Raw genomic sequence first — 26,557 nt, 5'->3', positions numbered from 1 at the left:
TCGAGCAGGTTGACGAAATTGGTGAACAGGCCGAGGCGGGAGTTGGCGCCTATCGGGTCGGCGAGCATTTCCTGTGTTGTGGGGTGTTCTGGCGCGGTTGGCACCAGCATCATGTCGAACTGGTTCAGGATTTCGGCCGTGCTGCGTGCCAGGGCCGCGAGCCGGTATTGGCCTTCAAAAGCATCAACGGCGGCAAACTGGTGCGCGGAAAGGATGATGTCGCGCACGACCGGATGAATGGCTTCAGATTGGGTGGTCGCAAAATCCCGTATCGCGGCCAGTCTTTCGGCAACCCACGGCCCCGCATAGAGTAGTTCGGCGACCTCTTCGAAGGGCGCGTAATCAAAGGCCACGGCGGTCCCGCCAAGCTGCTCAAGTGCCTTGATGGCATTCTGGTAGCTTTGGACAACTGACGGTGTGCACCGATCCAGTGTGTGGGCGTCGAGAATCCCGAATGTGAAGTCGCGTCGCAGGGTACCCAGGGAAGTCCAGCTGCCTTCGCGCGAATAGGGGTCTTCCGGGTCAAAGCCCGCTGCAGCACTCAGAACCGCGAGTCCGTCCGCCATTGTGTTGGACAGGATAGAGACGCAATCAAGGGAGCGGCAGGCCGGTACGACGCCCTGCGTGCTGAGCAGGCCTCGGCTGGGCTTGATGCCCACGATATTGTTGAAGCCGGCCGGAATGCGACCGGAGCCGGCGGTGTCTGTTCCCAGGGCGAACGGAACTTGTCCCTTGGCTACCGCAATCGCAGAACCGGAGCTTGATCCGCCCGACACATAGGCGTCGTCGAAGGCGCAGGCCGGCATGCCATAAGGGGAACGAGTGCCGTTAAGACCGGTGGCGAACTGGTCGAGATTGGTCTTGCCCACCGGTATGGCGCCTGCTGCGATGAGCCGCCTCACGACAAAGGCGGACTCCTCGGGACGATACGCAAATTCATTGCATGCTGCCGTCGTCTCAAGGCCTTTGACGTCGATATTGTCCTTTACGCCGAAAGGGATGCCGAACAGGGGCAGGTTCTCCCCGGCGTCGAGACGCGCTTGGGCATCCGCGAGCAAGGCGTGTGCCTCCACCCTCGGCATGATCGATATCCAGACCGGCCGCCCTTCGGCCTCCACAGCGTCGAGCGTCGCGTCCAGATCGCTGGCTGCTGAACGACCGGAACGATATGCCGCAAGGCGGGCAGCAATGTCGGGCAGGTCGCTGAGGGAGTGCATTGGGCTGAACAAGAGAAAAGGTCCGTGTGGCTGATCCTGCTCAGACCCTATCGCGCCATGCGTTGACGTCTATTGCTAGTTTTTGATCGCCGTGTTGCAATTGGGGCAACACCAGAGGGGGCGCTGCGTGCGGCATCTCAAGACACTTCAATGCATTGCGGACGTTGCAACGAGCGGGTCGATACGGCAGAGTGCCGCACGGCTGGCCATCACACCCTCGGCGCTGACCCGAAAAATTCAGGATTTCGAATCCGAACTGGGCACACCCATCTTTGAGCGGATGCCGCAGGGCATGCGCCTGAACGCCGCCGGCGAGCTGGTGCTTCGTCATATCCGCGCCCAACTGGCCGATTTCGAGCGCTTGAGGTCCCAGCTTGCCGACCTCTCGGGGGTGCGGCGCGGTCATGTGACGATTGCCGCCAGCCAGGCATTCGCCCACGGCTTGATTCCACATGAAATTGCCGCCTACCGGGCCCAGCATCCGCTGGTGTCCTTTTCGGTGCTGGTGCGCGACCATATTCATGCGGTCAGCGCCGTGGCCGGTTTCGAGGCCGATGTTGCCCTCGTCATTGCACCGCCACCGGCGCCTGAATTCCAGCCCTTGCTGATCCTGCACCAGCCCCTCTGCGCGTTGATGAGCAAGGATCATCCCCTGGCATCTGCGCGGACCATCAGGCTGCGCGAGTGTCTGCAGTATCCAATTGCTATGCCAGGACCGACATTGGCCATTCGGCATCTCTTGCAGGCGGCATTGGTGCGCCTGGGCTTGCCGGTGCATACGGTTGTTGAGTCGGATTCTTTCGAGATCTTGCGCAGCTATGCATCGGGCGAAAACATAATCTCTTTCCAGATCCGCGCCGGCGTCCCGGAAGCCAGTGGCAATCTGGTGGCGCGTGAGATCGACCAGCGCGACCTGCCACCTACCCAATTGGTCCTTGGGCAACTGCGTGGTCGGTCGCTCTCGGTTGCGGCCTCCAAGTTTGTAGACCAGATCTCGAGCAGCCTGCATTCGCGCTACGGCGATGGAACGACCGGGTAGAGGGGAAGGTCAGCCAGGATACTGATCTTTCGCCACGCGTGCGCTCTGTGAACGGTAGCTGCCTTCGCGGTGAGTCAGGTCCTCTTGACCCAGACCAGTGGTCACTGTTCGCGCCTAATCCAGGCCGGAAGCCGCCTGTCAGAAACGCCCCCTTTCTGCCAACCTACGCAGTTAATGGGGCCACTTTGCCGATACTGGCGGAGTTCTTCCCTCCGCCACCCATCGCCCCTGCCAGACATTGACATTACGTCACGGGACCGCCATGCGGGCGCGTGCCGAACACGCAATCACTGGCCGGTGTGATGTCCCGCCTGATCCTGCTCAACAAGCCTTTCGGGGTGCTGTCGCAATTTACCGGTGGCGGGCCGGGGGAAACGCTTGCCGATTTCGTCCGGGTGCCCGGGGTCTATCCGGCGGGGCGGCTCGACAAGGACAGCGAGGGCCTGCTGCTGCTGACCGACGACGGGCGGCTGCAGGCTGAGATTTCCTCGCCACGCTACAATAAGGAAAAGACCTATCTGGTGCAGGTCGAAGGTATTCCCACCAAGGATGCGTTGGCGCAATTGCGCAAGGGTGTGATCCTGAAGGATGGACCGACCCGACCTGCAAGGGCCCGATTGATCGATCCGCCGGACCTGTGGCGCCGTGACCCGCCGGTGCGCTATCGGAAGAGCGTTCCGGACAGCTGGCTTGAACTTGTCATCACCGAGGGTCGAAATCGGCAGGTGCGGCGCATGACTGCAGCGGTGGGTCTGCCCACGCTGAGACTGGTTCGCTGGCGCATTGGAGATTGGACGCTGGAGGGAATTGCCCCGGGCGCATGGCGCGAGTTGCGTGTCGGGTCAAGCAGCCGTCGCCGTCCGGCGTCCCGCGCATAGCACCAATGAAGGGCTGGCGCGCCGCCCCGCTTTGCCCTATCTCCGCGACAATGGCCGGACCATATTGGACCCGGGCAGGGTTGGAGGACTAGATATGTCGACCCAGACCCCGCGCAAGCGCCTGACCACCCGCGACATCGCCGCCATGCGCCGGCGCGGCGAGGCAGTGGCGATGCTCACTGCCTATGACGCCACCATGGCCGCCTTGGTCGACATGGCCGGGGTCGACATGATCCTTGTCGGCGACAGTCTGGGCAATGTCGTGCTCGGTCACGAGACGACGCTGCCGGTGACATTGGACGACATGATCCGCCATGCGGCAGCGGTCAAGCGCGGCTCATCCCGCGCCCTGCTGGTCTGCGACATGCCATTCGGTACGGTGACCGATCCCGATACAGCGCTTGAGAATGCTGTACGGGTGATGAAGGAAACCGGGGTCGAGGCGGTCAAGCTTGAAGGCGGTCTTGCCATGGTGCCCACGGTCAAGCGGCTGGTCGAGCATGGCATTGCCGTTGTCGCCCATATCGGGCTGACGCCGCAGGCCGTGCACCAGATGGGCGGCTACTACATGCATGGCAAGGATGACGTCTCGGCCGAACGGTTGCGTCAGGAGGCCCGTGCGCTTGAGGCGGCCGGGGCCTTTGCCATTGTGCTCGAATGCGTCACGCCAACGCTCGCTGCCGAAATAACACATATGCTGGCCATCCCGACGATCGGCATCGGTTCGGGCGCCGATTGCGCGGGCCAGGTGCTGGTGGTCAATGACCTTATCGGCCTCAATACGTCGCCGCCGCCCAGCTTTGCCCGGCCGCGCGCCGATGTGGCCTCGATCATCAAGACGGCGGTGGGCGAATATGTGACCGAGACCAAGGCGGAACGGGGCCCTATCCCTTTGCCGCGCCGGGCTGATTGACGCCATGGCCAATATCCTCATCGCCATTTCCGGCTCGATTTCGGCCTACAAGGCAGCCGACATTGTCAGCGAACTGGGCAAGGCGGGGCACCAGGTCCAGTGCATTTTGTCCAATAGTGCCAAGGAGTTCGTGTCGCCGTTGGTGCTTGAAACACTCAGCGGCCGCAAGGCGCGGTCTGAGCAGTTCGGGCCGGACGTCTCGGGGACCGAGCATATCGATTTTGCGCGGTGGGCTGATCTGGTGGTGTTTGCGCCGGCGAGCGCTAACATGCTGGCAAAGCTCGCTTTGGGGTTCGCCGATGACCTGCCCTCGACGGTGGCGCTGGCGACCGAGGCGCCGATGCTCATTGCTCCGGCGATGAACACCGTGATGTGGGAAAAACCCGTTGTCCAACAACACCTTGCGACGCTGGTCGAGCGCGGTGCGACGGTCGTGGAACCGGCTTCGGGGCTGCTGGCGTGTGGCGAGGTGGGCATGGGCAAGCTGGCGCCGGTGGCCACGATCGTGGCGGCCATCGAGGCGGCGCTTAGCCAGGAGGGGGGCCAGGACCTCAATAATGAACGCATTCTGATCACCGCCGGACCCACGACCACGGCCATTGATGCGGTGCGCTATATCACCAATCATTCCACCGGGCGCATGGGTGCGGCCATGGCCGAGGAAGCGCTGAGGCGCGGGGCGGTGGTGGACTATGTGCTGGGCGTCGACAAGGGCGTCGTCCGCCCCAAGCCGCCGCGCGGCACTGAAGCCCGGTTTCATCTGGTCGAGGTGCGAACGGCCGAGGAGATGGCCGCGGCCGCACTCCAGCGCCTGCCGCAGGCCACCGGCGTGGTGGCGACGGCGGCGGTCATGGATTATGCGGTGGCCGCGCCTTCGGCCAGCAAATTGAAGCGCGCCTCGGACGCCATTGCCCTCGATCTCGTCCCTTCGACCGATGTGCTGGGCAGCCTGCGCCAGGCGGCCACGACCCAGTGGTTCCTCGGCTTTGCCGCCGAGACCGACAATGTGGAAGAACATGGCGCGGGCAAGCTCAAGGCCAAGGGGCTCGATTTCCTCTTTGCCAATGAGGTCAGCAAGCTGGGCGCGGCCGGCCAGACCGGCTTTGCGGTGGGCACCAATGCCGGCGTGCTGCTCTCGGCAAAGGGCGAGCGTCATGAACTGGCGCTGGGCCCCAAAGCCGACATTGCCCGGCAGATCTGGGACCGCATCGCATGACCGTTATTCTCCGCGACAAGGCCGCCCTTAGGACCTGGCGGGCCAAGGTGACGCCGGAGACGCGCATCGGCTTTGTCCCCACAATGGGCGCGCTGCATGAGGGCCATATGAGCCTGATGGCACGGGCGCGGGAGGCTGCGGACCTGGTCATCGCCTCCATCTTCGTCAATCCGCTGCAGTTCGGGCCCAATGAGGACCTGTCGCGCTATCCGCGTCCCATCGAGGCTGATATCGACAAGCTCGAACGGGCGGGCGTCGATGCGCTGTTCCTGCCATCGGTCGAGGACATGTATCCCGAAGGCGCCTCGACCCTGGTCGAAGAGACGCTGGTCTCCGGCCCGCTTTGCGGGGCGATGCGGCCAGGGCATTTCCGCGGCGTCACCACGGTGGTGCTGAAGCTGTTCAACCTGGTGCAGCCGCATGTGGCGGTGTTCGGGCAGAAGGATGCGCAGCAATGCGCGGTGATCGAGCGCATGGTGCGCGATCTCGACATACCGGTCGAGATATTGCGGGGGCCGATCGTGCGCGAGCCGGACGGTTTGGCGCTCAGTTCACGCAATGTCTATCTCTCGGCGGAAGACCGGGCGGCGGCGCCGCTGATCCACAAGAGCCTGCAGACAGTGGCTGCTGCCTATCAGGCTGGCGAGCGCGATGCGGAAAAACTCGCGCAGATCGGGTTGGATGTGCTGGCCCAATCGGACCGGATCAAGGTGCAATACTGGGAGGTGAGGGACCCGGAGAGCCTGGGCGCCATCACCCAGATCGGCGCGCGTGGCGCGCTTCTTGCGGTGGCGGCCTATCTGGGGGCGACGCGGCTGATCGATAATCTCCTACTCGGCGGCGACGCTTAGAAGTTCGGTGCTTTTGAGCTTGTTGTCGCCAAAGAAGCGCAGCGGCCGGATTTCGTAGGAGCCGGTGCCCGGATTGGCCTTGGCCAGCTCGCGGGTGAATTCGAGTGCTTCATCCATATCGGCGCAGTCGGCAACATAGAAGCCAAGGAACTGTTCCTTGGTTTCGGCAAAGGGGCCGTCAAAGACCACCGGGTCGCCATTGGTCTTTTTGAGGGTCTTGGCCTCGTCGGTGTTCCACAGCCGCACCACGGGCCCCAGCTTGCCCTTGCCGGCCATGCCCGATTGCACATCCATCAGCCGCGCCATGCAGGCATCGTCCTCCTCCTGGGTCCAGGTGGCGACGACATTTTCCTCGTTGTAGCAAAGGATGGCGTAGAGCATCCGGACCTCCCGACCAATATGCGCGGCGGGCACTATGCTCCTGTCAGATCAGGATTCCAAGACCTCGGGCGGCGGCACCCGGCGGGCGATGGTGAGTGTTGCGCCGATGGACGCGGCGATGATCGCTGCCATGCCGGCCAGCTGGCCCCAGCTGAGCACTTCGCCCAGAATAACGAGGCCCGACAGGGCGGCAAAGGCGGGCTGGCCACTCATCAGAATGCCGAACAGGCGGGACGGGATATGGGGGAGGGCCACCATGTCGAGCGCATAGGGGATGGCGCTGGAAAGCAGCGCCACGGCCAACCCCAGCGGCAGAAGCGCCGGATCGATGAGGCTCGCGCCCGCGGTGGCCACGCCGAAGGGGACGGCGATGAGGGCGGCCGTGCCGACACCGAGCGCCGCGATATGGGCGCCGCCACCCGTCCCGGCGCGCTGGCCAAAGACAATATAGCCGGCCCAGCAGGCGCCGGCACAGAGCGCCAGCACCATGCCGATGGGGGCGATGTCGCCGCTGGTCTGGGTCCAGGGCAGCAAGAGGGCAAAGCCGGACACGGCCAGGACGATCCAGAGAAAATCGACGAGCTTGCGCGCGCCGAACAGCGCCACGGCCAGCGGGCCGGTGAATTCGAGCGCCACGGCGATGCCGAGCGGGATGTGCTCAAGCGCAGCATAGAAGAAGAGGTTCATGGCGCCCATGGCCCCGCCATAGAGCAGCACGGCGCGCCATTGCTTCGGGCCCAGTCTATAGCGCCAGGGGCGGAAAACGGCGATCAGCACGAGGGCCGCCAGGGTCAGCCGCAGCGCGGTGGCGCCGCCGGCCCCGACCAGCGGAAACAGCATTTTGGCGAAGCTCGCCCCGGTCTGGGTAAAGACCATGCCCAGGGTGACGAGCAGGACGGGGAGAAGGATGGAATTGGGCCGCACGGGTTGGGCTTTCGAGATGGTGCAGTGGTCCTAGCAGGGATTGCCCGTCGTCAGATAGCCCTGTGTCGACTGCGAAGCCAGGCTACCCCCACCCTAGCTTCGCTAGCGCCTAGTCGGCGCAGCTGCGCTCCGCCATTCGCGCGTAGCGCTCATGGCCTTCTCGCCTCAAGTCTCTCCACCGGAGAGACTTGCCCTTTGGGACGGGTCGAAGCCCACAAGGGGGAGGGAGAGGATGAGCATTGCATCCATGAGCTTGATGATCGAACTTGGTTTGTGACGGCGCCGCGGCGCCTCCCTCCCCCTTGTGGGGAGGGAATGAGGGTGGGGGGTATGGGCGTCGAGCGCGCACGGCAATTGCGAAAGACCATGAGTGCGCCGGAAGCCAGGCTCTGGGCCGCTCTGCGACAATTGCGCGCAAGGACACCATTTCAGGCGGCAGGTGCCTATTGGCCCCTATTTTGTCGACTTCGCCAGCCACCGGGCCAAACTTGTCATCGAGGTGGACGGTGAAACCCATTTCGGTGGAGGCGCTGAATTGCGGGACGCCTTGCGGACCAAGAGGATACGCGCCGATGGGTACCGCGTTGTGAGGGTGCTCAATTCGGACGTGATGTCCAATCTTGCGGGTGTCATGGACTATCTCCTGCGCGAATTGGCGGAGAGGTCGCGGCTGCATCCGTAAACCCCCACCCTAGCGCCGCGAGGGTCCTGACGGACCCAAGCTTTGCTTGCCCTCCCCACAAGGGGGAGGGAGACGATGAACATTATGTCCTCAGGGTTGATGGTCGAGATTGGGTCGCGTGGGCGCCGCGGCGCCTCCCTCCCCCTTGTGGGGAGGGAATGAGGGTTGGGGTACTGGGGGAAAGCGGACACGAGCTTTGGACCTTGCGCCGCCGGTCGAGCATAGCTCTCAAGGCCCCTCACCTTTGTCTCTTCGGTCTGGCCCGAAGCCTACAAAAGGGAGATGGGCAGGAGAGGATCAGATCTGTGAGGCCTGCTGCGCTGGGCAGTGCACTCCCCAATTGACCCAACTCCCTGCCCCCTTTAGTCCTGTGTGGCGGAACAAAGGAGGAATCTCATGGAATACCGATATCTCGGACGCTCGGGGCTGAAGGTCTCGGTCTTGACCATGGGGACCATGACTTTTGGTGGCAGCGAGAAGATCGGCAATACCAGCCGGGAGGATGCGGCGCGGCAGGTCGATATGTGCCTGGATGCCGGGATCAATCTCTATGACACGGCCAATGTCTATAATGCCGGGGTGTCCGAGGAGATATTGGGGGCCATCCTCAACGAGAACGGCCGGCGGCAAAAGGCGCTGGTGGCGACCAAGGTGCGCTTCCGGATGGGGGACGGGCCCAATGAGGCGGGGCTTAGCCGCCATCACATCATCGAGCAATGCAAGGCGAGCCTCAAGCGCCTCAAGACCGATGTGATCGACCTCTACCAGGTGCATGAATGGGACGGGATGACGCCCATTGAGGAAACCATGGAGGCGCTTGATACGCTCGTCCGTCACGGGCATGTGCGCTATATCGGCTGCTCGAATTATTCGGGCTGGCACATCATGAAGGCGCTGATGGCGGCCGAGAAGCGCAATGGCCAGCGCTTCATCTCCCAGCAGATCCATTATTCCCTGCATAGCCGCGACGCGGAAAACGAGCTGGTGCCGATCAGCCAGGATCAGGGGCTGGGCATGCTGATCTGGTCGCCGCTGGCCGGGGGCCTGTTGTCGGGCAAATATCTCCGGGACAGCGCGCCCGAAAGCGGGCGGCATGTGGGCGGCTTCCGCGAGCCGCCGGTCTATGACTGGGACAAGCTCTATGAGGTCATCGACGTCATCGTGGCCATCGCCCAGGAGCGCGGCGTATCCGGCGCGCAGGTGGCGTTGCGCTGGCTGCTGGGGCGGCCGGGCGTCACCTCGGTGATCATTGGCGGGCGCAATGAAAAACAGTTCGCCGACAATATCGCGACAGCTGATTTCACGCTTTCCGATGACGAGCAGGCCCGGCTCGAGGCTGTCAGCCGCCCGCCGCTGCTCTATCCCTATTGGCACCAGTCCTTCACGGCGCAGGATCGCCTGAGCCCCATCGATCTTGACCTGATCGGGCCCTATGCCGAGGAGTTCAAGCGTGGCTGAGCTGGTGGTGTCGGCGCCCGAGCCGGTTCTGGTGCCGGTGCAGGGGGGCGGGTTTTTCCCGGTGCGCCGGGTCTATTGCGTGGGGCGCAATTATGCCGAACACGCACGGGAGATGGGCCATGACAGCCGCGAGCCGCCCTTCTTTTTCGACAAGCCGGCCGATGCGGTGGTGATCGATGGGGCGCCCATGGCCTATCCGCCGCAGACGGGTGATCTGCACCATGAGATCGAGCTGGTGGTGGCCATTGGCAAGGATGGCGCGGCGATTGGCGAACATGCAGCGCTTGAGCATGTCTTCGGCTATGCGGCCGGGCTCGACATGACGCGGCGGGATGTGCAGGCCGCGGCCAAGAAAGCCGGGCGGCCCTGGACCATGGCCAAGGGGTTCGATCAATCCGCACCCATCGGCGCCATTGCACCGGCCAGCGCCATCGGCCATCCGGCAAGCGGGGCGATCACGCTCTCGGTCAATGGGGCCGAGCGGCAGCGGGGCGATCTCAGCGATCAGATCTGGAGCGTGCCCGAGACCATTGCCTATCTCAGCCGCCTGGTGACCTTGCGCGCGGGAGATTTGATCATGACCGGCACCCCAGCCGGGGTCGGCGCGGTGCGGCGGCGGGATGTGCTGGAGGGCCAGATCGAAGGGGTGGGCAGCGTCTCGACGGTGATCGCCTGATGCCGCCGGTCTGGTCGAGCCAGCAGGACGCGGCGCTGGTGGCTGTCTCGCAATGGCTCAAGGACAAAAGCGGGCCCCAGGTGTTCCGCCTGTTCGGCTGGGCGGGCACGGGCAAATCGACCCTGGCGGTGCATCTGGCGCAGGATGTGCGCAGCGTCAAATATGCTGCCTTTACCGGCAAGGCGGCGATGGTGATGCGCAAGCGCGGCTGCAAGGGCGCGCAGACCATTCATAGCCTCATCTACACTTTGGTGAGCGAGAAGGAGGGCGAACCGCGCTTCGTGCTCGACCCGGAAAGCCCGGCGGCTGATGCCGATCTCATCGTCATCGACGAAGTGTCGATGGTGGATGAGCAATTGGGCGCCGATCTTTTGAGCTTCGGGGTCAAGGTGCTGGTGCTGGGCGATCCGTTCCAATTGCCGCCGGTGCAGGGGGCGGGCTTCTTCATCAATGAAGAGCCCGACATCATGCTGACCGAAATCCACCGGCAGGCGGCGGACAATCCGATCATCCAGCTCTCCATGGCCGTGCGCGAGGGCGGTTATCTCGAACATGGCCGCTATGGCGAAAGCGTCGTGGTGGGGCGCGACCAGGTGGACCGGGACGCGGTGCTGGAAGCCGACCAGGTGCTGGTGGGGCGCAACAAGACGCGGCTGACCTATAATGATCGCTTGCGCGAATTGAAGGGCCTGCCCTTCCACGAGCCGGTGGTGGGCGACCGCATGGTCTGCCTGCGCAATAACCCGCGCAAACGCCTGCTCAACGGGCAGATCTGGATCGTCACCGACGCCACAAGGCGCTCGAACGGCAAATGGAGCCTGCTTTTGGCCGATGACGAGGGCAAGGGTGAGGCGCGGGTGCTGACGCACAAGGCGTTCTTTTCGGGTGAGGAGGATGCCATGAGCTGGCCGGAGCGGCGGCAGTTCGACGAGTTCACCTTCGGCTATTGCCTCACCGTCCACAAGGCGCAGGGCAGCCAGTGGGACAATGTCTATCTGTTCGACGAGAGCTTCGTCTTCCGCGAGGAGCGGGCACGCTGGCTTTATACCGGCATCACGCGGGCGGCGGAAAAGATCACCATTGTGAGCTGAGAGGCGGTCCGCGCAGCGGATGAATGGCTCCGGTGGAGCCATTCAAGCCCCGAAGGCCATGAGAGCTATGCTCGAATGGCGGTGTCCTATCTCGTTTTTGCCAAGCATCGAGACAAAGTTCGACCATACTTGACCTGATCTATAGAGCTTGGCGCGTGACCGATCCGAATGGCTGATATGCCATTGGCAGGGAAAGCTTGCGCGAGGAGCAAAAAATACTCCATTGTTTCTATCGACATAGCCTCATGCCCCGGAGACGTTCATGCATCATGATACCCCCCTGATCTCCACGATCGTTGCGGGTCTGGTGCTGGCCTATATTTTCGGCATGGTGGCCAACCGGCTGCGCATGCCGCCACTGGTGGGGTATCTGTTTGCCGGCATCATCGTGGGGCCCTTTACGCCGGGTTTTGTGGCGGATCAGGAACTGGCACTGGAGCTGGCCGAACTGGGGGTGATCCTCCTGATGTTCGGCGTGGGCCTGCATTTTTCGCTCAAGGACCTGATGAGCGTGCGGGCGCTGGCCATTCCCGGCGCCGTGGTGCAGATCGGTTTTGCAACCTTGCTCGGTGCGGGGCTCGGGCTCTTGCTGGGCTGGAGCCTCTTCGGCTCCATCCTGTTCGGTCTGGCGCTGTCGGTGGCCTCCACCGTGGTGCTGCTCAAGGCGCTGCAGGACCGGCGGCTGATCGAGAGCGAACGCGGACGAATTGCCGTCGGCTGGCTGATCGTGGAGGATCTGGCCATGGTGCTGGCCCTGGTGCTGGTGCCGGCCATTGCCAGCCTCAATGGCACGGGAAGCGGATTGCATGATCCGTTCGTGTCCTTCGTCACCCGGCTGCTCGACATTGATATCGGCATCTGGGGCATATTGGGGCTGACCCTGCTCAAGGTCGCCGCTTTCGTGGGCTTCATGCTGGTGGTGGGGCGGCGCATCATCCCCTGGGCGCTGCATGGCACGGCTCATACCGGCAGCCGCGAATTGTTCCGCCTGGCGGTGCTGGCCATTGCGCTGGGCGTGGCGCTGGGATCAGCGGTGCTGTTCGGCGTGTCGCTGGCGCTGGGGGCGTTTTTTGCGGGCATGATCCTTTCGGAAAGCGAGCTGTCTCACCGCGCCGCGCAAGAGACCCTGCCGCTGCGCGACGCTTTTGCGGTGCTGTTCTTTGTGTCGGTGGGCATGCTGTTCGATCCCTCGATCATCGTCACGCAGCCGCTCCTGGTGCTGGCCACGGTGTTCATCATCGTCATTGGCAAGTCGCTGGCGGCCTTCTGGATCGTGGTGCTGTTCCGGCGGCCGGTCGCCACGGCGCTGACCATTTCGGCTTCGCTGGCGCAGATCGGTGAATTTTCCTTCATCTTGGCCAGCATGGGTGTGGCGCTGGCCATTCTGCCGTCCGAAGGTCAGGACCTCATCCTGGCTGGCGCGCTGATTTCCATCGTGCTCAATCCGGTGGTGTTTTTCGTGCTCGACCTGGTCAAGCCGCGACTGGAAGCCAGGGCGGCGGCGCGGCGCGGAGAGAGTGTGGAGCCGGTTGCCAGTGAAGTACGCAGGGAGCCCTCCATGGCGGCCGAAGGGCCGGCCACCACGGATGCGCTATCGGAAGGCGCAGTGGATCGCGGTGCACCGGGTGCCGATGACGACACCGGCGAACCCTCCCATCAGACGGGGCATACCGTGCTGGTCGGCTATGGGCAGGTCGGCCGCATCGTGGCTGCGGGTATCAAGGCCGATGGCGGCGGACTGGTGGTGATCGAGGATTCCGACCATGACGTGGCCGCCGCCCGCGCCGAAGGCTTTGAGGTGATATTCGGCAATGCCGCCAGCGAGGACGTGCTCAAGCTTGCCAATCTGGGAGCGGCCAAGGCGCTGCTTGTGGCCATCTCCAATGGCTTCGAGGCCGGATCGGTCTGCGAAAGCGGGCGCAAGCTCAATCCGGGTATTGCCATCATTTCGCGGGCCTATTCGGAAGAGGAAGAAAGCTTCCTGCGTAATCTGGGCGCCACCACGATCATTCGCGGCGAGCAGGAAATCGGGCGGGGAATCCTGGCCTATCTGCGCAGCAATGCCGATGGCGATGGCGCCAGTGTCGACATGCCATCCGAGCTCAAGCTGCCCACTGCCGAGAATATCCTGGCCAATGCGGCGATGGGAGCGGCGCTGACGGAAGCGGCGCTGAACGAGCCGTCGACGACCGGGCAAACCACCGAAGAGGGCGCGGAGACGGCAAATCCTGTGCCGGAGAGCGTGGTAGACGGGACCGAAGAGGCCGGCCCAACCGATGTTGAAGCGGTGGCAGCAGAGGACAGGTCCGAACAGATCCCGGTGGTCGAGGCGAACCCCGCGTTTTCTGATGACGCGGAGCCGGCGATCGAACCGGCGGAAGAGGACGCGTCTGTGCCCCCCGCCGTCATCGAACCCATCGGCGCAACGCCATCGGTGGGTGAAGCGCCTGCGGCGATCGATGAGATCGTGACACCGTCAAGCGAAGGGCCGAATGAAGACCAGGCGGTCGCCGCGCCGGCCGATGATGAAATGACGGCGGCTGAACCGGGTGAGGCCGGTCCGAATAAGGACGAAGCCAGTGATGCCGAAAAGGCAGGGGCTGGTGAGGACAAGCCGGATGAGGATGCCGCCGAGGCCATTCCCCCGGTGGAACCGGAGAACAAGCCATAGTCATGGCAGGGGGCTGGGGGGAGCAATGATATCGCAAAAGGCCAAATATGCCTTGCGGGCACTGGTGTCGCTGGCGCGGGCCGGGCGCGGCCAGAGCCGGATGATCGGCGAGATTTCCAAGGATCAGGCGATCCCCAAGAAGTTCCTCGAGCAGATCCTGCTTGAGCTCAAGCGGGCCGGCATCGTCAATTCCCGACGCGGACGCATGGGTGGCTATGAGCTGCTCAAGGCGCCCGAGGAAATCACCTATGGCGAGGTGCTGCGGCTGATCGACGGCCCCATCGCGCCGCTGCCCTGCCTTTCCAAGATCGCTTACAAGAAATGCGTCGACTGTCAGGACGAGCAGAGTTGCGAAATCCGGCACGTCTTCGAGCGGGTGACGCTGGCGACGCGGGCGGTGCTGGACCAGACGAGTTTGGCGGATTCGCTCAATCTGGAAGATTTGCCGGTTTAGCTTGTAACAGTGCTGCTGTCGTCACCCCACCCTCATTCCCTCCCCATCGAGGGGAGGGATGCGCAGGGTTCAGTCGCCGGTGTTCATCGTCTCCCTCCCCCTTGTGGGGAGGGATCAAGGGTGGGGGTTCTCACCCAAACACCACCGTCTTCTTGCCATTGAGCATGACCCGGCTTTCCAGGTGCAGTTTTACCGCCCGGGCCAGCACGCGGCTTTCGATGTCGCGGCCGGCGGCCACGAGGTCATCGGCGCTCATGGCGTGGGTGACGCGCGCCGTCTCCTGCTCGATGATCGGGCCTTCGTCGAGATCCGGGGTCACATAGTGCGCCGTAGCGCCGATGATCTTGACGCCGCGCTCATGGGCCTGGTGATAGGGCTTGGCGCCCTTGAAGCTGGGCAGGAAGGAGTGGTGAATATTGATCACCTGACCGAAGAGGCGCGTGGAGAGATTGTCCGAGAGCACCTGCATGTAGCGGGCAAGGACCACAAGATCGGCGCCGCTGGACTTGACGATGTCGAGGACCTGGGCTTCCTGGCTTGCCTTGGTGTCCTTGCTGACTGGCAGATAATGGAAGGGTATACCGGCGTCTTCGGCGATCCTGCGGGCGTCCTCATGGTTGGAGATCACCGCGGCGACGTCGGCATCGAGCCAGCCGACCCGGATCTGGTAGAGCAGGTGCAGCAGGGTGTGGTCGAATTTGGAGACCAGGATGACAATGCGCTTGCGACGGCTTTCGTCGCTGAGGGCCGTCTTCATGTCGAAGCGCTCGATGGGCGATTTGAGGGCCTTTTCGATAGCGTCGCGATTGACACCCTCGGGGGCAGCGAAGGCAAGGCGCATGAAGAAGCGGCCGGTCTCGCGGTCCCAGAACTGATTGGACTCGGCGATATTGGCATTGAGCGCCGCCAGTTCGGTGGTGACGGCGGCCACGATGCCGGGCCGGTCGGTGCAGGAAAGGGTCAGAACGAAGTTGGACGAGGACAAACCGGCCTCCACATGAAAACGCTTCGCAGCGGTATCAATGGCTTATGCGGCTCCGTCAAGCCTTGCCGGGATGATTGGTGAAAGGGCGGAACAACAGAAAAGGGCCGTTCTTACGAACGGCCCTTCCTGAGCTTATCGGCCTCGAGGGCCGGGAGGTGTGTGCTTGTTAGCCGAGATCACTCCCGCTCAACACACGAAAACCCAGACCTTCCTCGAGAGCCAAAACCTCATAAGACACTGGATCACCTCCTTTGCTTTGGTTGAACATGAGGTGAGCTTGCGCCCGTTTCACGCTTCTGTCCAGTCACGAAAGAGTCACGGGGCGGATGTCTTCGGCTTGCTCCGCAATTGAATGACCGTTGCTGCCAAAACGCCCAGTGCGACGATGCCGATGATGATGGTGGCCAGCGCGTTGACGTCCGGTGACACGCCGAGACGCACCTTGGAAAAGATCACCATGGGCAGGGTCGAGGACCCCGGACCAGAGACGAAGCTGGCGATGACCAGATCGTCGAGGCTGAGGGTAAAGCCCAGCAGCCAGCCCGAGACCAGGGCAGGGGCGATGATGGGCAGGGTCACATCGAAAAAGGTTCGGACCGGCGAGGCGCCCAGATCCATGGCCGCCTCTTCCAGGCTCCGGTCGAAATCGGAAAGGCGCGACTGCACCACGACGCAGACATAGGCGGTGCAGAAGGTGGCGTGGGCAATGATGATGGTCATCATGCCGCGACCCTGCGGCCAGCCGAGCAGGCTTTCCATGGCCACAAAGAGCAGCAGCAGCGAGAGGCCGGTGATGACATCGGGCATGACCAGTGGGGCCGAGACCATGCCGGAAAACAGGGTGCGGCCGCGGAAGCGGCGGAAACGCACCAGGGCCACCGCGGCCAGGGTGCCGAGCACCAGCGCGATGGTGGCGCTGAGCGCGGCGATCTGCAGACTCAGCCAGGCGGCGCCGAGCATTTGCGGGTCCCGGAACAGCTCGCCATACCATTGGGTGGAAAAGCCGGACCAGACCGTGACCAGCCGGCTTTCGTTGAACGAGAAGATGACCAGCGAGACGATGGGCGCGTAGAGAAACGAAAAGCCCAGGGCCGCTGCGATGGGAAGGAACCAGCCGCGCTTCATGTCACTTCTCCACCACCGCGCCCTGGGCGCGCTGCAACAGCATGATCGGCACGACCACCACCAGCAGCATGGCGACCGCCACGGCCGCGGCGCGCGGCCAATTGGTATTGGTGAAGAACTCGTCCCAGAGGACGCGCCCGATCATCAGGGTTTCGGGACCACCGAGGAGCGAGGGAATGACGAACTCGCCGATGGCCGGAATGAACACCAGCATGGATCCGGCAATGATGCCCGGGATCGACAGCGGCAGGGTGACGAAAAGGAAGGTGTGCACGGGCCGTGCGCCCAGATCGGCGGAGGCCTCGAACAGCGAAACGTCGAGCTTCACCAGGGTCGTATAGAGCGGCAGGATCATGAAGGGCAGGTAGGTGTAAACAATGCCCACATAGACCGCGAAATCGGTCTGCATCATCACGATCGGCTCGATGCCGAACAGCCCGAGAAACTGGTTGATGACGCCATTGCCGCGCATGAAGCCGGTGAGCGCATAGACCCGCAACAGGAAGGAGGTGAAGAAGGGCAGGATCACCAGCATCAGGAGGATATTGCGCCAGCGGTCGGGCGCGCGGGCAATGGCATAGGCCATGGGGTAGCCCACGATCAGGGTGATGATGGTGGCCAGAGCGGCAATGCGGATCGAGGACAAATAGGCCGCGACATAGAGATTGTCGGTGAACAGGCGTATGTAGTTGTTGAGGTGCAGCGTCAGTTGCACCGTGCCCTCTTCGCTGGTCAGAAGCGGGGTGTAGGGCGGACGGCCGAACTGCTTGTTGGCCAGCGAGATGCCAAAGACCACGGCCAGGGGCACCAGGAAAAAGACGAGCAGCCACAGCACCGGCGCGGCCAGCACCAGCATGCGGCCGGTGATGCCGACCCGGGCGAGCCCCTTTTCGACGGCGGACCAGGGTTTGAGGCGCCGCGGTGGCGGAATTGTGGGGTCGCGGGTGGCGGTCATGAACGGGCTCCGAGGCAGGAGGCGAACGCGATGCACCCCCTCTCCCTGGGGGGAGAGGGTTGGGGTGTGAGGGCCTTCCGACAGTTGCGGAGCAAGCCGAAGGCCCCCTCACCCGGCGCTGCGCGCCGACCTCTCCCCCAGAGGGAGAGGTGGCCTACGGCCATTTGAAAAAGCATCATCATGACGTCAGCACCGAGCCGGCGTCTTCGTCCCAGCTGACATAGACCTGTTCTTCCCAGGTGATGGCATCGGGATTGCCGCGGACCGAATTGGTCTGGGAAACGCGGATGCGCTTGCCGCTTTCAAGCGCCACCTGATAGACCGAGATATCGCCGAGATAGGCGATTTCCTCGACCACGCCGGTGGTGACATTGGCGCCGTTGAGGCCTTCGGGCTTGTCGCGGCTAAGGACCATTTTTTCGGGCCGGATGGCCCACCACAGGATCTGCTCGGGGGCGCAATCGACGCCGTGGCCGACATAGATGTCCGAACCCAGTTCAGCCGAGCGGATGCGCACATGGTCCGGCTCGTCCTCGGTGACGATGCCTTCGACCATATTGACCGAACCGATGAAGCCGGCAACGAAGCGCGAATTGGGGAATTCGTAGATATCGGTGGGCTCGCCCACCATGACGATCTCGCCTTGGTTCATCACCCCGATGCGGGTGGCGAGCGTCATGGCCTCTTCCTGGTCGTGGGTCACCACGATGAAGGTGACGCCCAGGCTCTCCTGGATCTTGACCAGTTCGAACTGGGTTTCCTCGCGCAGCTTCTTGTCGAGCGCGCCGAGAGGTTCGTCGAGGAGGAGGAGTTTCGGGCGCTTGGCGAGGGCACGGGCCAGGGCGACGCGCTGGCGCTGGCCGCCCGAAAGCTGGTGCGGCTTGCGCTTGCCATAGTCCTCAAGCTTGACCAGGGCCAGCAATTCGGCGACGCGGGCATTGATCTCGGCGCGGGGCAGGCCGTCGCGCTTAAGGCCATAGGCGATGTTCTGTTCGACCGACATGTGCGGGAACAGCGCATAGGACTGGAACATCATGTTGACCGGCCGGTTGTAGGGCGGCACGTCGGTCATGTCCTGGCCATCGATCTCGATGGTGCCCGAGGTGGGATTTTCAAAGCCGGCCAGCATGCGCAGCAGGGTCGATTTGCCCGAGCCGGACCCGCCCAGAAGGCAGAACAGTTCGGACTTGTAGATGTCGAGCGACACATCGTTGACCGCGATGACGTCGCCGAATTTCTTCGAGACGCTGCGGATGCGCACGAAGGGCTTGTTGTTGGCGGTGTCGCGCCACGGACGCGTATCAATCGCAAGCTGCGGTTTTTTTGCCATGACGCTCTATGCCGGATAAGGGCAGGGACGGCGAGTGCCGTCCCTGCTGTGTGGGTGTTACTGGCCGGTTTTGATGCGGGTCCAGGTGCGGGTCAAGACCTCTTCGAACTCGGGCGAATGGGCGGTCAGCGCGAAGGCATTGGCCACGGTCTCGGCTGGCGGATAGATGCCGGGATTGCCCTTGACTTCCTCACTCACGAACTCGGTCGCGGCCAGGTTCGGGTTGGCGTAGAAGACGTAGTCAGTGATCGCGGCAACGACTTCAGGCTGCATGATGTAGTTGATGAACTTGTGGGCATTGTCCGGATGCGGGGCATCGGCGGGAATGGCCAGCAGGTCCATCAGCGTGGCGGCGCCTTCCTTGGGGATGACGTAGCCCACTTCCACGCCTTCGGCGGCATTGTCGGCGGCGATGAAGATGTCGCCCGAATAGCCCAGGGCCAGACAGATTTCACCATTGGCGAGGTCGTCGATGTACTGGGAGGAGTGGAAGTAGCGGATATAGGGCTTAACAGCCGTCAGGGCCGCCTCGGCCTTGGCCAGGTCTTCCTCGCTCTCGGAATTGGCGTCCAGCCCGATATAGTGCAGCACGGTGCCCATGACTTCGGAGGGGCTGTCGAGCAGGGCAATGCCGCAACCGGCGAGCTTTTCCGCGTTTTCGGGCTTGAACAGGATATCCCAGCTGTCGATGGCCACATCGGTGCCCAGGGCTTCGGTGACCTTTTCGACATTGTAGCCGAGGCCAATGGTGAAGGTCATGTAGGGGACCGAATGGGCGTTGTCCGGGTCATGCTCGGCGGCAACGGCCATGACGGCGGGGTCGAGATTGGAGAGGTTGGGCAGCTTGGACTTGTCGAGCGGCAGCAGCAGGCCGGCCTTGACCTGGCGTTCCAGGAAGTTGCCGGTGGGCACGACGATGTCATAGCCGGAATTGCCAGCCAAGAGCTTGGCGTCGACGATCTCGTTATTGTCGTAGACGTCGTAATTGACCTTGATGCCGGTCTCCGCCTCGAAATTGGCGATGGTGTCGTCGGCAACATAGTCGGACCAGTTATAGACGTTCAGGACCGGCTCCTCCTGCGCAAAGGCAGGGCTCGCGACCAGAAGAGCGCCAAAGGCAATGGCGAGCGACTTTTTCATCGGATTTAGTCTCCTGTGGGGACCGTGGTGAAGGCGATTGGTGTCCAATGTGGACGACCGGTTCGAGGTGGCATGCGCCGGTTCGCGGAAAGAGCCGCGGCTCAACCCCGGGGCCTCATCTTGATGACCCCGGAAATGCTAAGAAACTGAACAGGATATGCGGTATGGGACGGCGCCCGGGGGCGCCTGATGCTGTCGCTGCGAATAACCCGGAAACGGGCGCGTATCGAGGCGCAATCGACGCGCCATCAACAATGCATCTAGCCAGCGAAGTGCCCTTTCCCTCTCCAAGCCAAGGGCAAATTATCGTCAAACCAGGGGGCCGACAAGGCGGTCAGGCTCAAGTTTTTGCGGGGCTTGACCCGGTTGTTGTCGGGGCGCACAAGCACGGCCAATCTGATCGCCCTGCCGGGCGAACCCCAAGTCTATCTGGAGTGAAATGCGCATGAACGCCCAGCCTTATCTGTCGATCTCGAGCGAAGTTGGTTCGGCATTGGCGGCAGGCCGGCCGGTGGTGGCGCTTGAATCGACCATCATCACCCACGGCATGCCCTATCCGCAGAATTTGAGCATGGCGCGCGAGGTCGAAGATGTCGTTCGGGCCAGTGGGGCCGTGCCGGCGACGATCGCCATCATGGACGGGCGGCTTTGCGTCGGTGTGTCCGGGGATGATCTGGAGCGTCTGGCGCAGGAAGGCCACAAGGCGGCCAAGGCCAGCCGCCGCGATATGGCCAGCCTCCTCGCCCGCGGCGTGATGGCGGGCACGACCGTTGCCACCACCATGCAGATCGCGGCGCTGGCGGGCATCCGCATTTTTGCCACGGGCGGCATTGGCGGGGTGCACCGCGGCGCGGAGGACAGTTTCGATATTTCGGCGGACCTGGAAGAACTGGGGCGGACACCGGTGGCGGTGGTCTGCGCCGGCGCCAAGTCGATCCTCGATATCGCCAAGACGCTGGAAGTGCTCGAGACCAATGGGGTGCCGGTGCTCGGTTTCGGTACCGATGATTTCCCGGCCTTCTGGGCCCGCACCAGCGGTCACAAGGTGGACCAGCGTTTTGATACGGCTGATGAGATCGCCCGGATGCTGGCCATCCAGTCCGACCTCGGCATGGGCGGCGTGCTCATTGCCAATCCGATCCCGGAAGTCGATGCCTGGGAGGCCGCGGCCATCGAGGGCTTCATCGCCCAGGCGCTGGCTGACGCGGATGCAAAGGGCATCAAGGGCAAGGCGACGACACCGTTCCTCTTGCAGCGCATCTTTGAATTGACCGGCGGCAAGTCGCTGACAAGCAATATCGCGCTGGTCAAGAACAATGCCCGGGTCGCAGCCGAGATCGCCGTCGCGCTGGCAGCCCAGCCCGCTGCGCCCAAGGCATGAACAAGCGGGTCCTCGTCGTCGGCGACGTGATGACCGATATCATCGTGCGGCCCGAGGGGCCAATCGTGCCCGGCTCGGACCGGCGGGCCGAAATCCGCCACCGCCCCGGCGGTTCGGGGGCCAACCAGGCCGTCTGGCTCGGCGCCGCGGGCGCCGATGTGCTCTTTGCCGCGCGGGTGGGTGCCCAAGACCGGGCCGTGCACGAGGCCTATTTCCGGGGTTTGGGTGTTGTGCCTGTGCTGGCGGGGGACAAGGACCTGCCCTCGGGGATGTTGGTGACCATTCTCGATCCGTCCGGTGAGCGCAGCTTCCTGACCGACCGGGGCGCCAATCTCAACCTGGGAGCAGACGATTTGCCGGTGAGCCTGCTCGATGGGGTGGGCCTGGTCATGGTCTCCGGCTACAGCTTTTTTGCGTCCGGCCCGCGTGTCGCGGTCCAGTCGCTGCTTAAGGCAGCGCGGGCGCGGAACGTGGCTGTTGCCATCGATCCGGCCTCGGTGGGTTTTCTCGATGAGGTTGGCCCGCGTCTGTTCCTGGACTGGGTGGGCAAGGCCGATTGGCTGTTCGCCAATGAGAGCGAGGCGGAGCTGCTGACCGGAGAAGCCGGTTTCGATGCCCAGATGCGAGCGCTTGGCGAGCAGTTCACCCATGTGGTGATCAAGCGTGGACAGTTCGGGGCCGCGCTGGGTGGGCGGGAGGGCGTGACAACCAGCCAGCCCGCCCCCCTGGTCAAAGTGGTGGACACGACCGGAGCCGGTGATGCCTTTGCCGCCGGCTTCATCGCTGCCCTGATGCGCGGCGAGACCCATGAGACGTGCCTGACGACAGGTATCGCAGGCGGTGCCAGGGCGGTGCAATTCGTGGGCGGGCAGCCGCAATAGAGCGGGGTGAGCACCGCGCGCTGGAGTGCGCTCCCATCGGGCAGGCTGCGCGGACCGGCTCCGCCATTCGCGCATAGCTCTCAAGGCCTTCCGGACGGCTCCGCCATTCGCACATAGCGCTCATGGCCTTCTCGGCTAAAAGCCTTCCACTGGAAGGATTTTGCGGCTGTACCGCCGCCTCGAAGCTAATGGTCCTCATGGGCGTCGGCCACGCCCCGATGCCAATAGCCAGCGGCCTTGACCCATTCGGGATTGAAGCCGCGCTCATCGACTAGATGCGCCTTGACGGCTCGCGCCATGTTCACCTCGCCGGCGATATAGGCATAGGCGTCGCCCATGGGCAGGCTGGCGGCGGCGATGGCGTCGGGGACCAGGGTGGTGGTGCCCGCGGGTTCGCCATTGCGATGGACGTAGATGAGGGTGAGGTCGGCACGGGTCTGGAAGGCCTGCTCTTCGGCCTTGTTCTCCACCTCGACCACGGCGACGACGCGCGTGCCCGCGGGCACTTCCTCGATGCGGCGACCAATGGCGGGCAGGGCAGTTTCGTCGCCGGCCAGAAGATACCAGTCGAAAGCAAGGGGCACCACCTGGCTCCCCCGCGGGCCGCCGATGACAAGCGTACTGCCCGGTCTGGCGCTGGCTGCCCAGCCCGATGCCGGACCATCGCCATGCAAGACAAAATCGAGGTCGATCCAGCCTTCTTCAACACTCCAATAGCGAGGGGTGTAGTCGCGCATTTCCGGCTTTGCCCCCGGCCTGAATTCGGCGCCGTTGGGGCCAATGGGGGGTAGCTCCGGCGTCACGCCTTCAGCAAAGAAGAAGGCCTTGATGTGATCGGCATGTCCCAGTGACGCAAAGTCGGACATATCGCCCTCAAGGCGAATGCGGCGCATCAGCGGGGTGATGTCGGTCACCGCAGTCACCGTCAACAGGCGCATCTTGGTCTCATGGCGGACCCGCTGGATGGCGCGGGGAGTAGCGGACGTCTCTGGCATGCATTATCCTGAATTGAATACTCAGGAATTAGTCGAGAGAAATGCTGGATGCAAGCTTGACGTAAACGTCAACGTGCCTATTTCTGTCGGGTCAATACAGGAGTACCTCATGAAACGCGCCTTCTATTCCCGCTTCGGCACGCCCCAAGACGTCCTGGCGGTGGACGAAATCGAGCGTCCGCAGCCGGGCCCGGGCCAGGTGCTGGTGCGCATGGTGCTGTCTCCTGTGCATAATCACGATCTGATGACCATCGCCGGGCACTATGGCTTCAAACCGCACCTTCCCGCGGGCGCCGGCACCGAAGCGGTTGGTGTGGTCGAGGGGCTGGGCGAGGGCGTGTCGCATCTGCAGGTGGGGCAACGTGTGGCCGGTGGCGCCCAGGACACCTGGGCAGAATTCTATCTCGCCGATGGGCGCCGGGTGGTCCCGGTTCCGGACAGTGTCGATGACAATACGGCCTGTCAGCTTGTTTCGATGCCGCTCAGCGCCAAGATGCTGCTCGACACTCTGGGCCTGGAGGCCGGCCAATGGATGGTGTTGAACGCCGCTAATGGTGCGGTGGGCAAGTTGGTGGCGCAGTATGGCGCCGCGCTCGGCATCAAGGTGCTCGGTCTGGTCCGGCGGGCGGAGGCTGTCGAGGAAATGTCGGCGCTCGGTTTTGACAACGTGGTCGCAACCGAAGGCGCGGACTGGCAGGACAAGGTGCGCGTGATCACCGGCGGCGGACCGATCCTGCGCGGCGTCGAATCGCTGGGTGGCGACGGCGCCACCCAATTGCTCTCCATCCTGGCCGACGGCGCCGAATTGATCAGCTTTGGCGCCATGACCGGACGTCCCCTCAAGATTCCGGCTGGCGACCTGCTGTTCCGCGGCATCACGGTCAAGGGCTTCTGGGGTGCCAATCCGCCGGTCAAGCCCGAGCGCATTGGCGCGCTCCTGGGGGAACTCATTGCCGATGCAGCGGCGGGCAGGCTGAAGATGGACATCGCGGCGAGCTATCCGATCACCGAGGTCGCCAAGGCCGTGGCTGCCAGCGACGAGCCGGGGCGGAATGGCAAGATCGCCATTCGCGGCTAGCGGTGCACGTCGCAATCATCTGTGGTGCCAAGGGCTGACAGACCAGGAAGGGTTTGCCTATATGGGCAAATCCTTTCTGTTTGGGGCGCCTCATGCATCGGCTGCTCGCCCGCTTCATTACCCGGCACGAACCCCGCAATGACTGGCGGGTTCAGGCCAAGTCGGCCACTGCTACGGCAGCGGCGGTGACTCTGATCGGCTATCTGTCGGCCCTGACTGGGTTGCCCTTGCTGCTGGCGCCGCTGGGGCCGACGGCGCTGGTCATTTTCGGGCAACCCGAATCGGTCAATGCGCAGCCGATCAATATCTTTGCCGGCTATTTCATCGGCACGGTGGTGGCGGTGCTGGCCATGAGCGTGGTGCCCGAACCATTCTGGCTGGCGACGCTGTGCGTGGGCCTGGTCATGCTGATCATGCTGGTGCTGCGGGTGACCCATCCGCCGGCCGCGGCCATTCCGCTCCTGACCTATACCGGCCGCGTCGACGCCCTGACCCTGTTCGTGGTGCTGTTCGTGGCCTGCGTGCTGCTGGTGGTTCTGGGCACGATCCTGCATCGCCTGCCACCGCAGCGGCGGCGCTATCCGCTGCCGCTGGCGCAAGAGATTGAAAAGGAGTGAGGCTCAAAGCCCCAGGAGACGATCCTGCTCCTGCCGCAGCGCATAAAGTCTGGTCGTGACATCGGGGGTCGCATTGGTGCGGGTGATGAGTTCGCCCTTTTTCACCGGCGCCGTGACCTTGCCGCCTTCGAGCAGGCCCACCGGCAGCGCACCGGCCGCGCGGGCGTCGGTGACGGTCATGGCATAGGAGCGGTAGCAGGTCTCGCCAATGGCATCGAGCGGCTCGCCGGGCTTGAGATCGCGCTTGGCGACCGCACAAACCTCCGCCACGGGGCAGGGCAGGGGCACCATATCGGGCTTGCCGGTCAGCATGATGCGGGCGCAGGTGAGCGGCACTTCCAGGCTCGTCAAATGATAGGGCCGGAAAAAGGCGTAATAGGGTCCGTGGCCGATATGGAGGTCATCCATGCGCTCGATGATGCGCGGATGCTCGGCCTTGACGATGACGAAGACGCCGGGCGCCACACCCTTGCCAATGGTGAAATCGACCACGCCGGATGAATTGAGAATGCCGCCATCGGCCTTGGGAATGAGCACCTTGGCCATGTCGTCGCGATGGGTGGCCGGGCCATGCATGCCGGGAATATCCGGCAAAAGGCCGGTGGCATTGGCTATGGCGGTCATTTCGACGGCGGTTTTGCTGCCATCGACGAACTCGACCAGCATGCGCGGGTTCATGTTCCGGCGCGTGGCTTCCTCGCGATAGTCGTCGGGAACGGCATCGTGCTTGAGCGGGTTGTTCTTGCCCTTGCCGGCCGCGACGATATCGAGTCCGAGGGCGGAAACGAATTCGATCAGCTCCATGCAGGAGCTGGGTTCGTCGCCGGCGCCGACCGAATAGACGACGCCGAGCTTGTCGGCCTGGGCCTTCAAATAGGGTCCGATGGTGACGTCTGCCTCGACATTCATCATCACCAGATGCTTGCCATGTTCCATGGCCAGGAGGTCGTAGTCGGCGGCCACGCCGGGCTTGCCGGTGGCATCGATGACGACGTCGATATTGGGGGTGGTGACCAGCGTCTCGGCCGAAGTGATGGCGATCTTGCCGCTTTCGATGGCGGCGGTGGCGGCGGCAGGGGTGTCGACCACCTTGCCCATGCTGTCCTCGCCATAGGCGATGGTCATGGCCTCGAGCGCGGTATGGGGACGGCGGGTGGCGATGGCGGCCATCTCGATGCCGGTCATCAGGCTCATCTGGGTAACCAGATCAGTGCCCATCTCGCCCGAGCCGATGACGCCGACGCGAATGGTCTTGCCGCTTTCGGCGCGTTGGGCGAGGTCACGGGCAATACCAGTGAGAGCGATCTTGGAAGGCATGGGCGGTCCAGTGCTGGTGTCGGGCATGCGATAACGCCGTGCGGGGGCGGGGGCAAGGACTTCCGGGAAGGATCGCCCTGCGAGCGTAGCTTTCGGGGCCTATTCGCTCCCGGTCGCGCCACTGGCGCGCTTGGCCCTTTCAGGTACGGGGATCGCCCTGCGAGCATAGTTCTTCGGGCCTATGACCCTCCAATCGCGCCACTGGCGCGCTTGGCCGCGATGCGGACGGCTCATAGTTAGCAATTCTTAAACCGTTCGGGCTGAATATGCAGCGTGGAGAAAACTCCGGGGGCATCCATAGA

General features: G+C 63.5%; 24 protein-coding genes and 1 pseudogene. 15 read left to right on the top strand and 10 right to left on the bottom strand.

Annotation, left to right across the window (positions count from 1 at the left end; genetic code table 11):
• A partial coding sequence (atzF, locus tag QZ564_RS08840; RefSeq protein ID WP_297108032.1) for an allophanate hydrolase occupies positions 1–1,229 on the bottom strand: 1,229 nt, incomplete at its 3' end.
• A 115-nt stretch (positions 1,230–1,344) separates the two neighbouring features.
• Here atzF and QZ564_RS08835 point away from each other — a divergent pair.
• The 5 genes from QZ564_RS08835 to panC all read left to right on the top strand — a co-directional run bounded on the left by QZ564_RS08835 (position 1,345) and on the right by panC (position 6,114).
• Positions 1,345–2,256 carry a LysR substrate-binding domain-containing protein gene (locus QZ564_RS08835; protein WP_297108029.1) on the top strand — a complete coding sequence of 304 codons (912 nt, stop codon included), beginning with the start codon at positions 1,345–1,347 and terminating at the stop codon, positions 2,254–2,256.
• Positions 2,257–2,558: 302 nt separating this feature from the next.
• The gene (locus tag QZ564_RS08830) at positions 2,559–3,134 is read left to right on the top strand and encodes a pseudouridine synthase (RefSeq protein ID WP_297108026.1); all 576 of its coding nucleotides are present in this window, start codon (positions 2,559–2,561) and stop codon (positions 3,132–3,134) included.
• A gap of 94 nt (positions 3,135–3,228) precedes the next feature.
• Positions 3,229–4,047, top strand: a complete 819-nt coding sequence (gene panB, locus QZ564_RS08825; RefSeq protein WP_297108023.1) for a 3-methyl-2-oxobutanoate hydroxymethyltransferase — start codon at positions 3,229–3,231, stop codon at positions 4,045–4,047.
• Between the two features lie 4 nt (positions 4,048–4,051).
• Positions 4,052–5,263, top strand: coding sequence for a bifunctional phosphopantothenoylcysteine decarboxylase/phosphopantothenate--cysteine ligase CoaBC (gene coaBC / locus QZ564_RS08820; RefSeq protein ID WP_297108021.1), 1,212 nt, complete (start codon positions 4,052–4,054; stop codon positions 5,261–5,263).
• Positions 5,260–6,114 (top strand): pantoate--beta-alanine ligase, encoded by an 855-nt coding sequence (panC, locus tag QZ564_RS08815; protein ID WP_297108018.1) that lies wholly within the window; start codon positions 5,260–5,262, stop codon positions 6,112–6,114. The genes coaBC and panC overlap by 4 nt, the downstream gene beginning before the upstream one ends.
• On the opposite strand, the gene QZ564_RS08810 is transcribed toward panC, so the two are convergent.
• Both QZ564_RS08810 and QZ564_RS08805 read right to left on the bottom strand, forming a co-directional pair.
• Positions 6,094–6,495: a YciI family protein gene (locus QZ564_RS08810; protein WP_297108014.1), complete on the bottom strand. Its 402-nt coding sequence runs from the start codon at positions 6,493–6,495 to the stop codon at positions 6,094–6,096. The genes panC and QZ564_RS08810 overlap by 21 nt on opposite strands.
• Positions 6,496–6,543: 48 nt before the next feature.
• Positions 6,544–7,419, bottom strand: a complete 876-nt coding sequence (locus tag QZ564_RS08805; protein ID WP_297108011.1) for an EamA family transporter — start codon at positions 7,417–7,419, stop codon at positions 6,544–6,546.
• Between the two features lie 370 nt (positions 7,420–7,789).
• Here QZ564_RS08805 and QZ564_RS08800 point away from each other — a divergent pair, with 370 nt between their 5' ends.
• From QZ564_RS08800 to QZ564_RS08775, 6 genes and pseudogenes are all read left to right on the top strand, one after another.
• Entirely contained in the window at positions 7,790–8,101 is a 312-nt protein-coding gene (locus QZ564_RS08800; protein WP_297108008.1) for an endonuclease domain-containing protein, read from the top strand.
• 396 nt (positions 8,102–8,497) lie between these two features.
• Positions 8,498–9,559, top strand: coding sequence for an aldo/keto reductase (locus QZ564_RS08795; RefSeq protein ID WP_297108005.1), 1,062 nt, complete (start codon positions 8,498–8,500; stop codon positions 9,557–9,559).
• A 1-nt stretch (position 9,560) separates the two neighbouring features.
• Entirely contained in the window at positions 9,561–10,235 is a 675-nt protein-coding gene (locus tag QZ564_RS08790) for a fumarylacetoacetate hydrolase family protein (RefSeq protein ID WP_297108034.1), read from the top strand.
• Positions 10,235–11,326 (top strand): AAA family ATPase, encoded by a 1,092-nt coding sequence (locus tag QZ564_RS08785; protein WP_297108002.1) that lies wholly within the window; start codon positions 10,235–10,237, stop codon positions 11,324–11,326. Before QZ564_RS08790 ends, QZ564_RS08785 begins: the two co-directional genes overlap by 1 nt.
• A 262-nt stretch (positions 11,327–11,588) precedes the next feature.
• Positions 11,589–13,367, top strand: a pseudogene (locus tag QZ564_RS08780) (cation:proton antiporter); the annotation flags it as partial.
• Between the two features lie 655 nt (positions 13,368–14,022).
• A complete protein-coding gene (locus QZ564_RS08775; protein ID WP_297107999.1) occupies positions 14,023–14,451 on the top strand; it encodes an Rrf2 family transcriptional regulator in 429 nt (142 codons plus the stop codon).
• Positions 14,452–14,581: 130 nt separating this feature from the next.
• Here QZ564_RS08775 and purU read toward each other — a convergent pair whose 3' ends face one another.
• The 5 genes from purU to QZ564_RS08750 form a co-directional block, all read right to left on the bottom strand.
• Entirely contained in the window at positions 14,582–15,436 is an 855-nt protein-coding gene (purU, locus tag QZ564_RS08770; RefSeq protein WP_297107996.1) for a formyltetrahydrofolate deformylase, read from the bottom strand.
• Positions 15,437–15,751: 315 nt separating this feature from the next.
• Complete coding sequence (locus QZ564_RS08765) at positions 15,752–16,561, bottom strand: ABC transporter permease subunit (RefSeq protein ID WP_297107993.1); 810 nt, start codon at positions 16,559–16,561, stop codon at positions 15,752–15,754.
• Position 16,562: 1 nt separating this feature from the next.
• Entirely contained in the window at positions 16,563–17,516 is a 954-nt protein-coding gene (locus tag QZ564_RS08760; RefSeq protein WP_297107990.1) for an ABC transporter permease subunit, read from the bottom strand.
• A 178-nt stretch (positions 17,517–17,694) separates the two neighbouring features.
• Positions 17,695–18,846, bottom strand: coding sequence for a polyamine ABC transporter ATP-binding protein (gene potA / locus QZ564_RS08755; protein ID WP_297107985.1), 1,152 nt, complete (start codon positions 18,844–18,846; stop codon positions 17,695–17,697).
• A gap of 57 nt (positions 18,847–18,903) precedes the next feature.
• A complete protein-coding gene (locus QZ564_RS08750; RefSeq protein ID WP_297107982.1) occupies positions 18,904–19,986 on the bottom strand; it encodes a polyamine ABC transporter substrate-binding protein in 1,083 nt (360 codons plus the stop codon).
• A gap of 439 nt (positions 19,987–20,425) precedes the next feature.
• On the opposite strand from QZ564_RS08750, the gene QZ564_RS08745 reads away from it, so the two are divergent.
• Both QZ564_RS08745 and QZ564_RS08740 read left to right on the top strand, forming a co-directional pair.
• Entirely contained in the window at positions 20,426–21,367 is a 942-nt protein-coding gene (locus QZ564_RS08745; protein ID WP_297107979.1) for a pseudouridine-5'-phosphate glycosidase, read from the top strand.
• Positions 21,364–22,248, top strand: coding sequence for a PfkB family carbohydrate kinase (locus tag QZ564_RS08740; protein WP_297107976.1), 885 nt, complete (start codon positions 21,364–21,366; stop codon positions 22,246–22,248). Before QZ564_RS08745 ends, QZ564_RS08740 begins: the two co-directional genes overlap by 4 nt.
• A 185-nt stretch (positions 22,249–22,433) precedes the next feature.
• On the opposite strand, the gene QZ564_RS08735 is transcribed toward QZ564_RS08740, so the two are convergent.
• Complete coding sequence (locus tag QZ564_RS08735; RefSeq protein WP_297107973.1) at positions 22,434–23,243, bottom strand: siderophore-interacting protein; 810 nt, start codon at positions 23,241–23,243, stop codon at positions 22,434–22,436.
• Positions 23,244–23,352: 109 nt separating this feature from the next.
• Here QZ564_RS08735 and QZ564_RS08730 point away from each other — a divergent pair, with 109 nt between their 5' ends.
• Together QZ564_RS08730 and QZ564_RS08725 are read left to right on the top strand one after the other, a co-directional pair.
• The gene (locus tag QZ564_RS08730) at positions 23,353–24,321 is read left to right on the top strand and encodes a zinc-binding dehydrogenase (RefSeq protein ID WP_297107970.1); all 969 of its coding nucleotides are present in this window, start codon (positions 23,353–23,355) and stop codon (positions 24,319–24,321) included.
• Positions 24,322–24,413: 92 nt separating this feature from the next.
• Positions 24,414–24,938: an HPP family protein gene (locus QZ564_RS08725; protein WP_297107967.1), complete on the top strand. Its 525-nt coding sequence runs from the start codon at positions 24,414–24,416 to the stop codon at positions 24,936–24,938.
• A 3-nt stretch (positions 24,939–24,941) separates the two neighbouring features.
• Here the strand turns inward: QZ564_RS08725 and QZ564_RS08720 are convergent, their stop codons facing one another.
• The gene (locus QZ564_RS08720) at positions 24,942–26,255 is read right to left on the bottom strand and encodes an NAD(P)H-dependent oxidoreductase (protein WP_297107965.1); all 1,314 of its coding nucleotides are present in this window, start codon (positions 26,253–26,255) and stop codon (positions 24,942–24,944) included.
• Positions 26,256–26,557: the final 302 nt, after the last annotated feature.

Source organism: uncultured Devosia sp. (assembly GCF_913055165.1).
In the GTDB taxonomy this organism is placed as follows: domain Bacteria; phylum Pseudomonadota; class Alphaproteobacteria; order Rhizobiales; family Devosiaceae; genus Devosia.
This window is presented reverse-complemented; position numbering and strand designations above follow the sequence as displayed.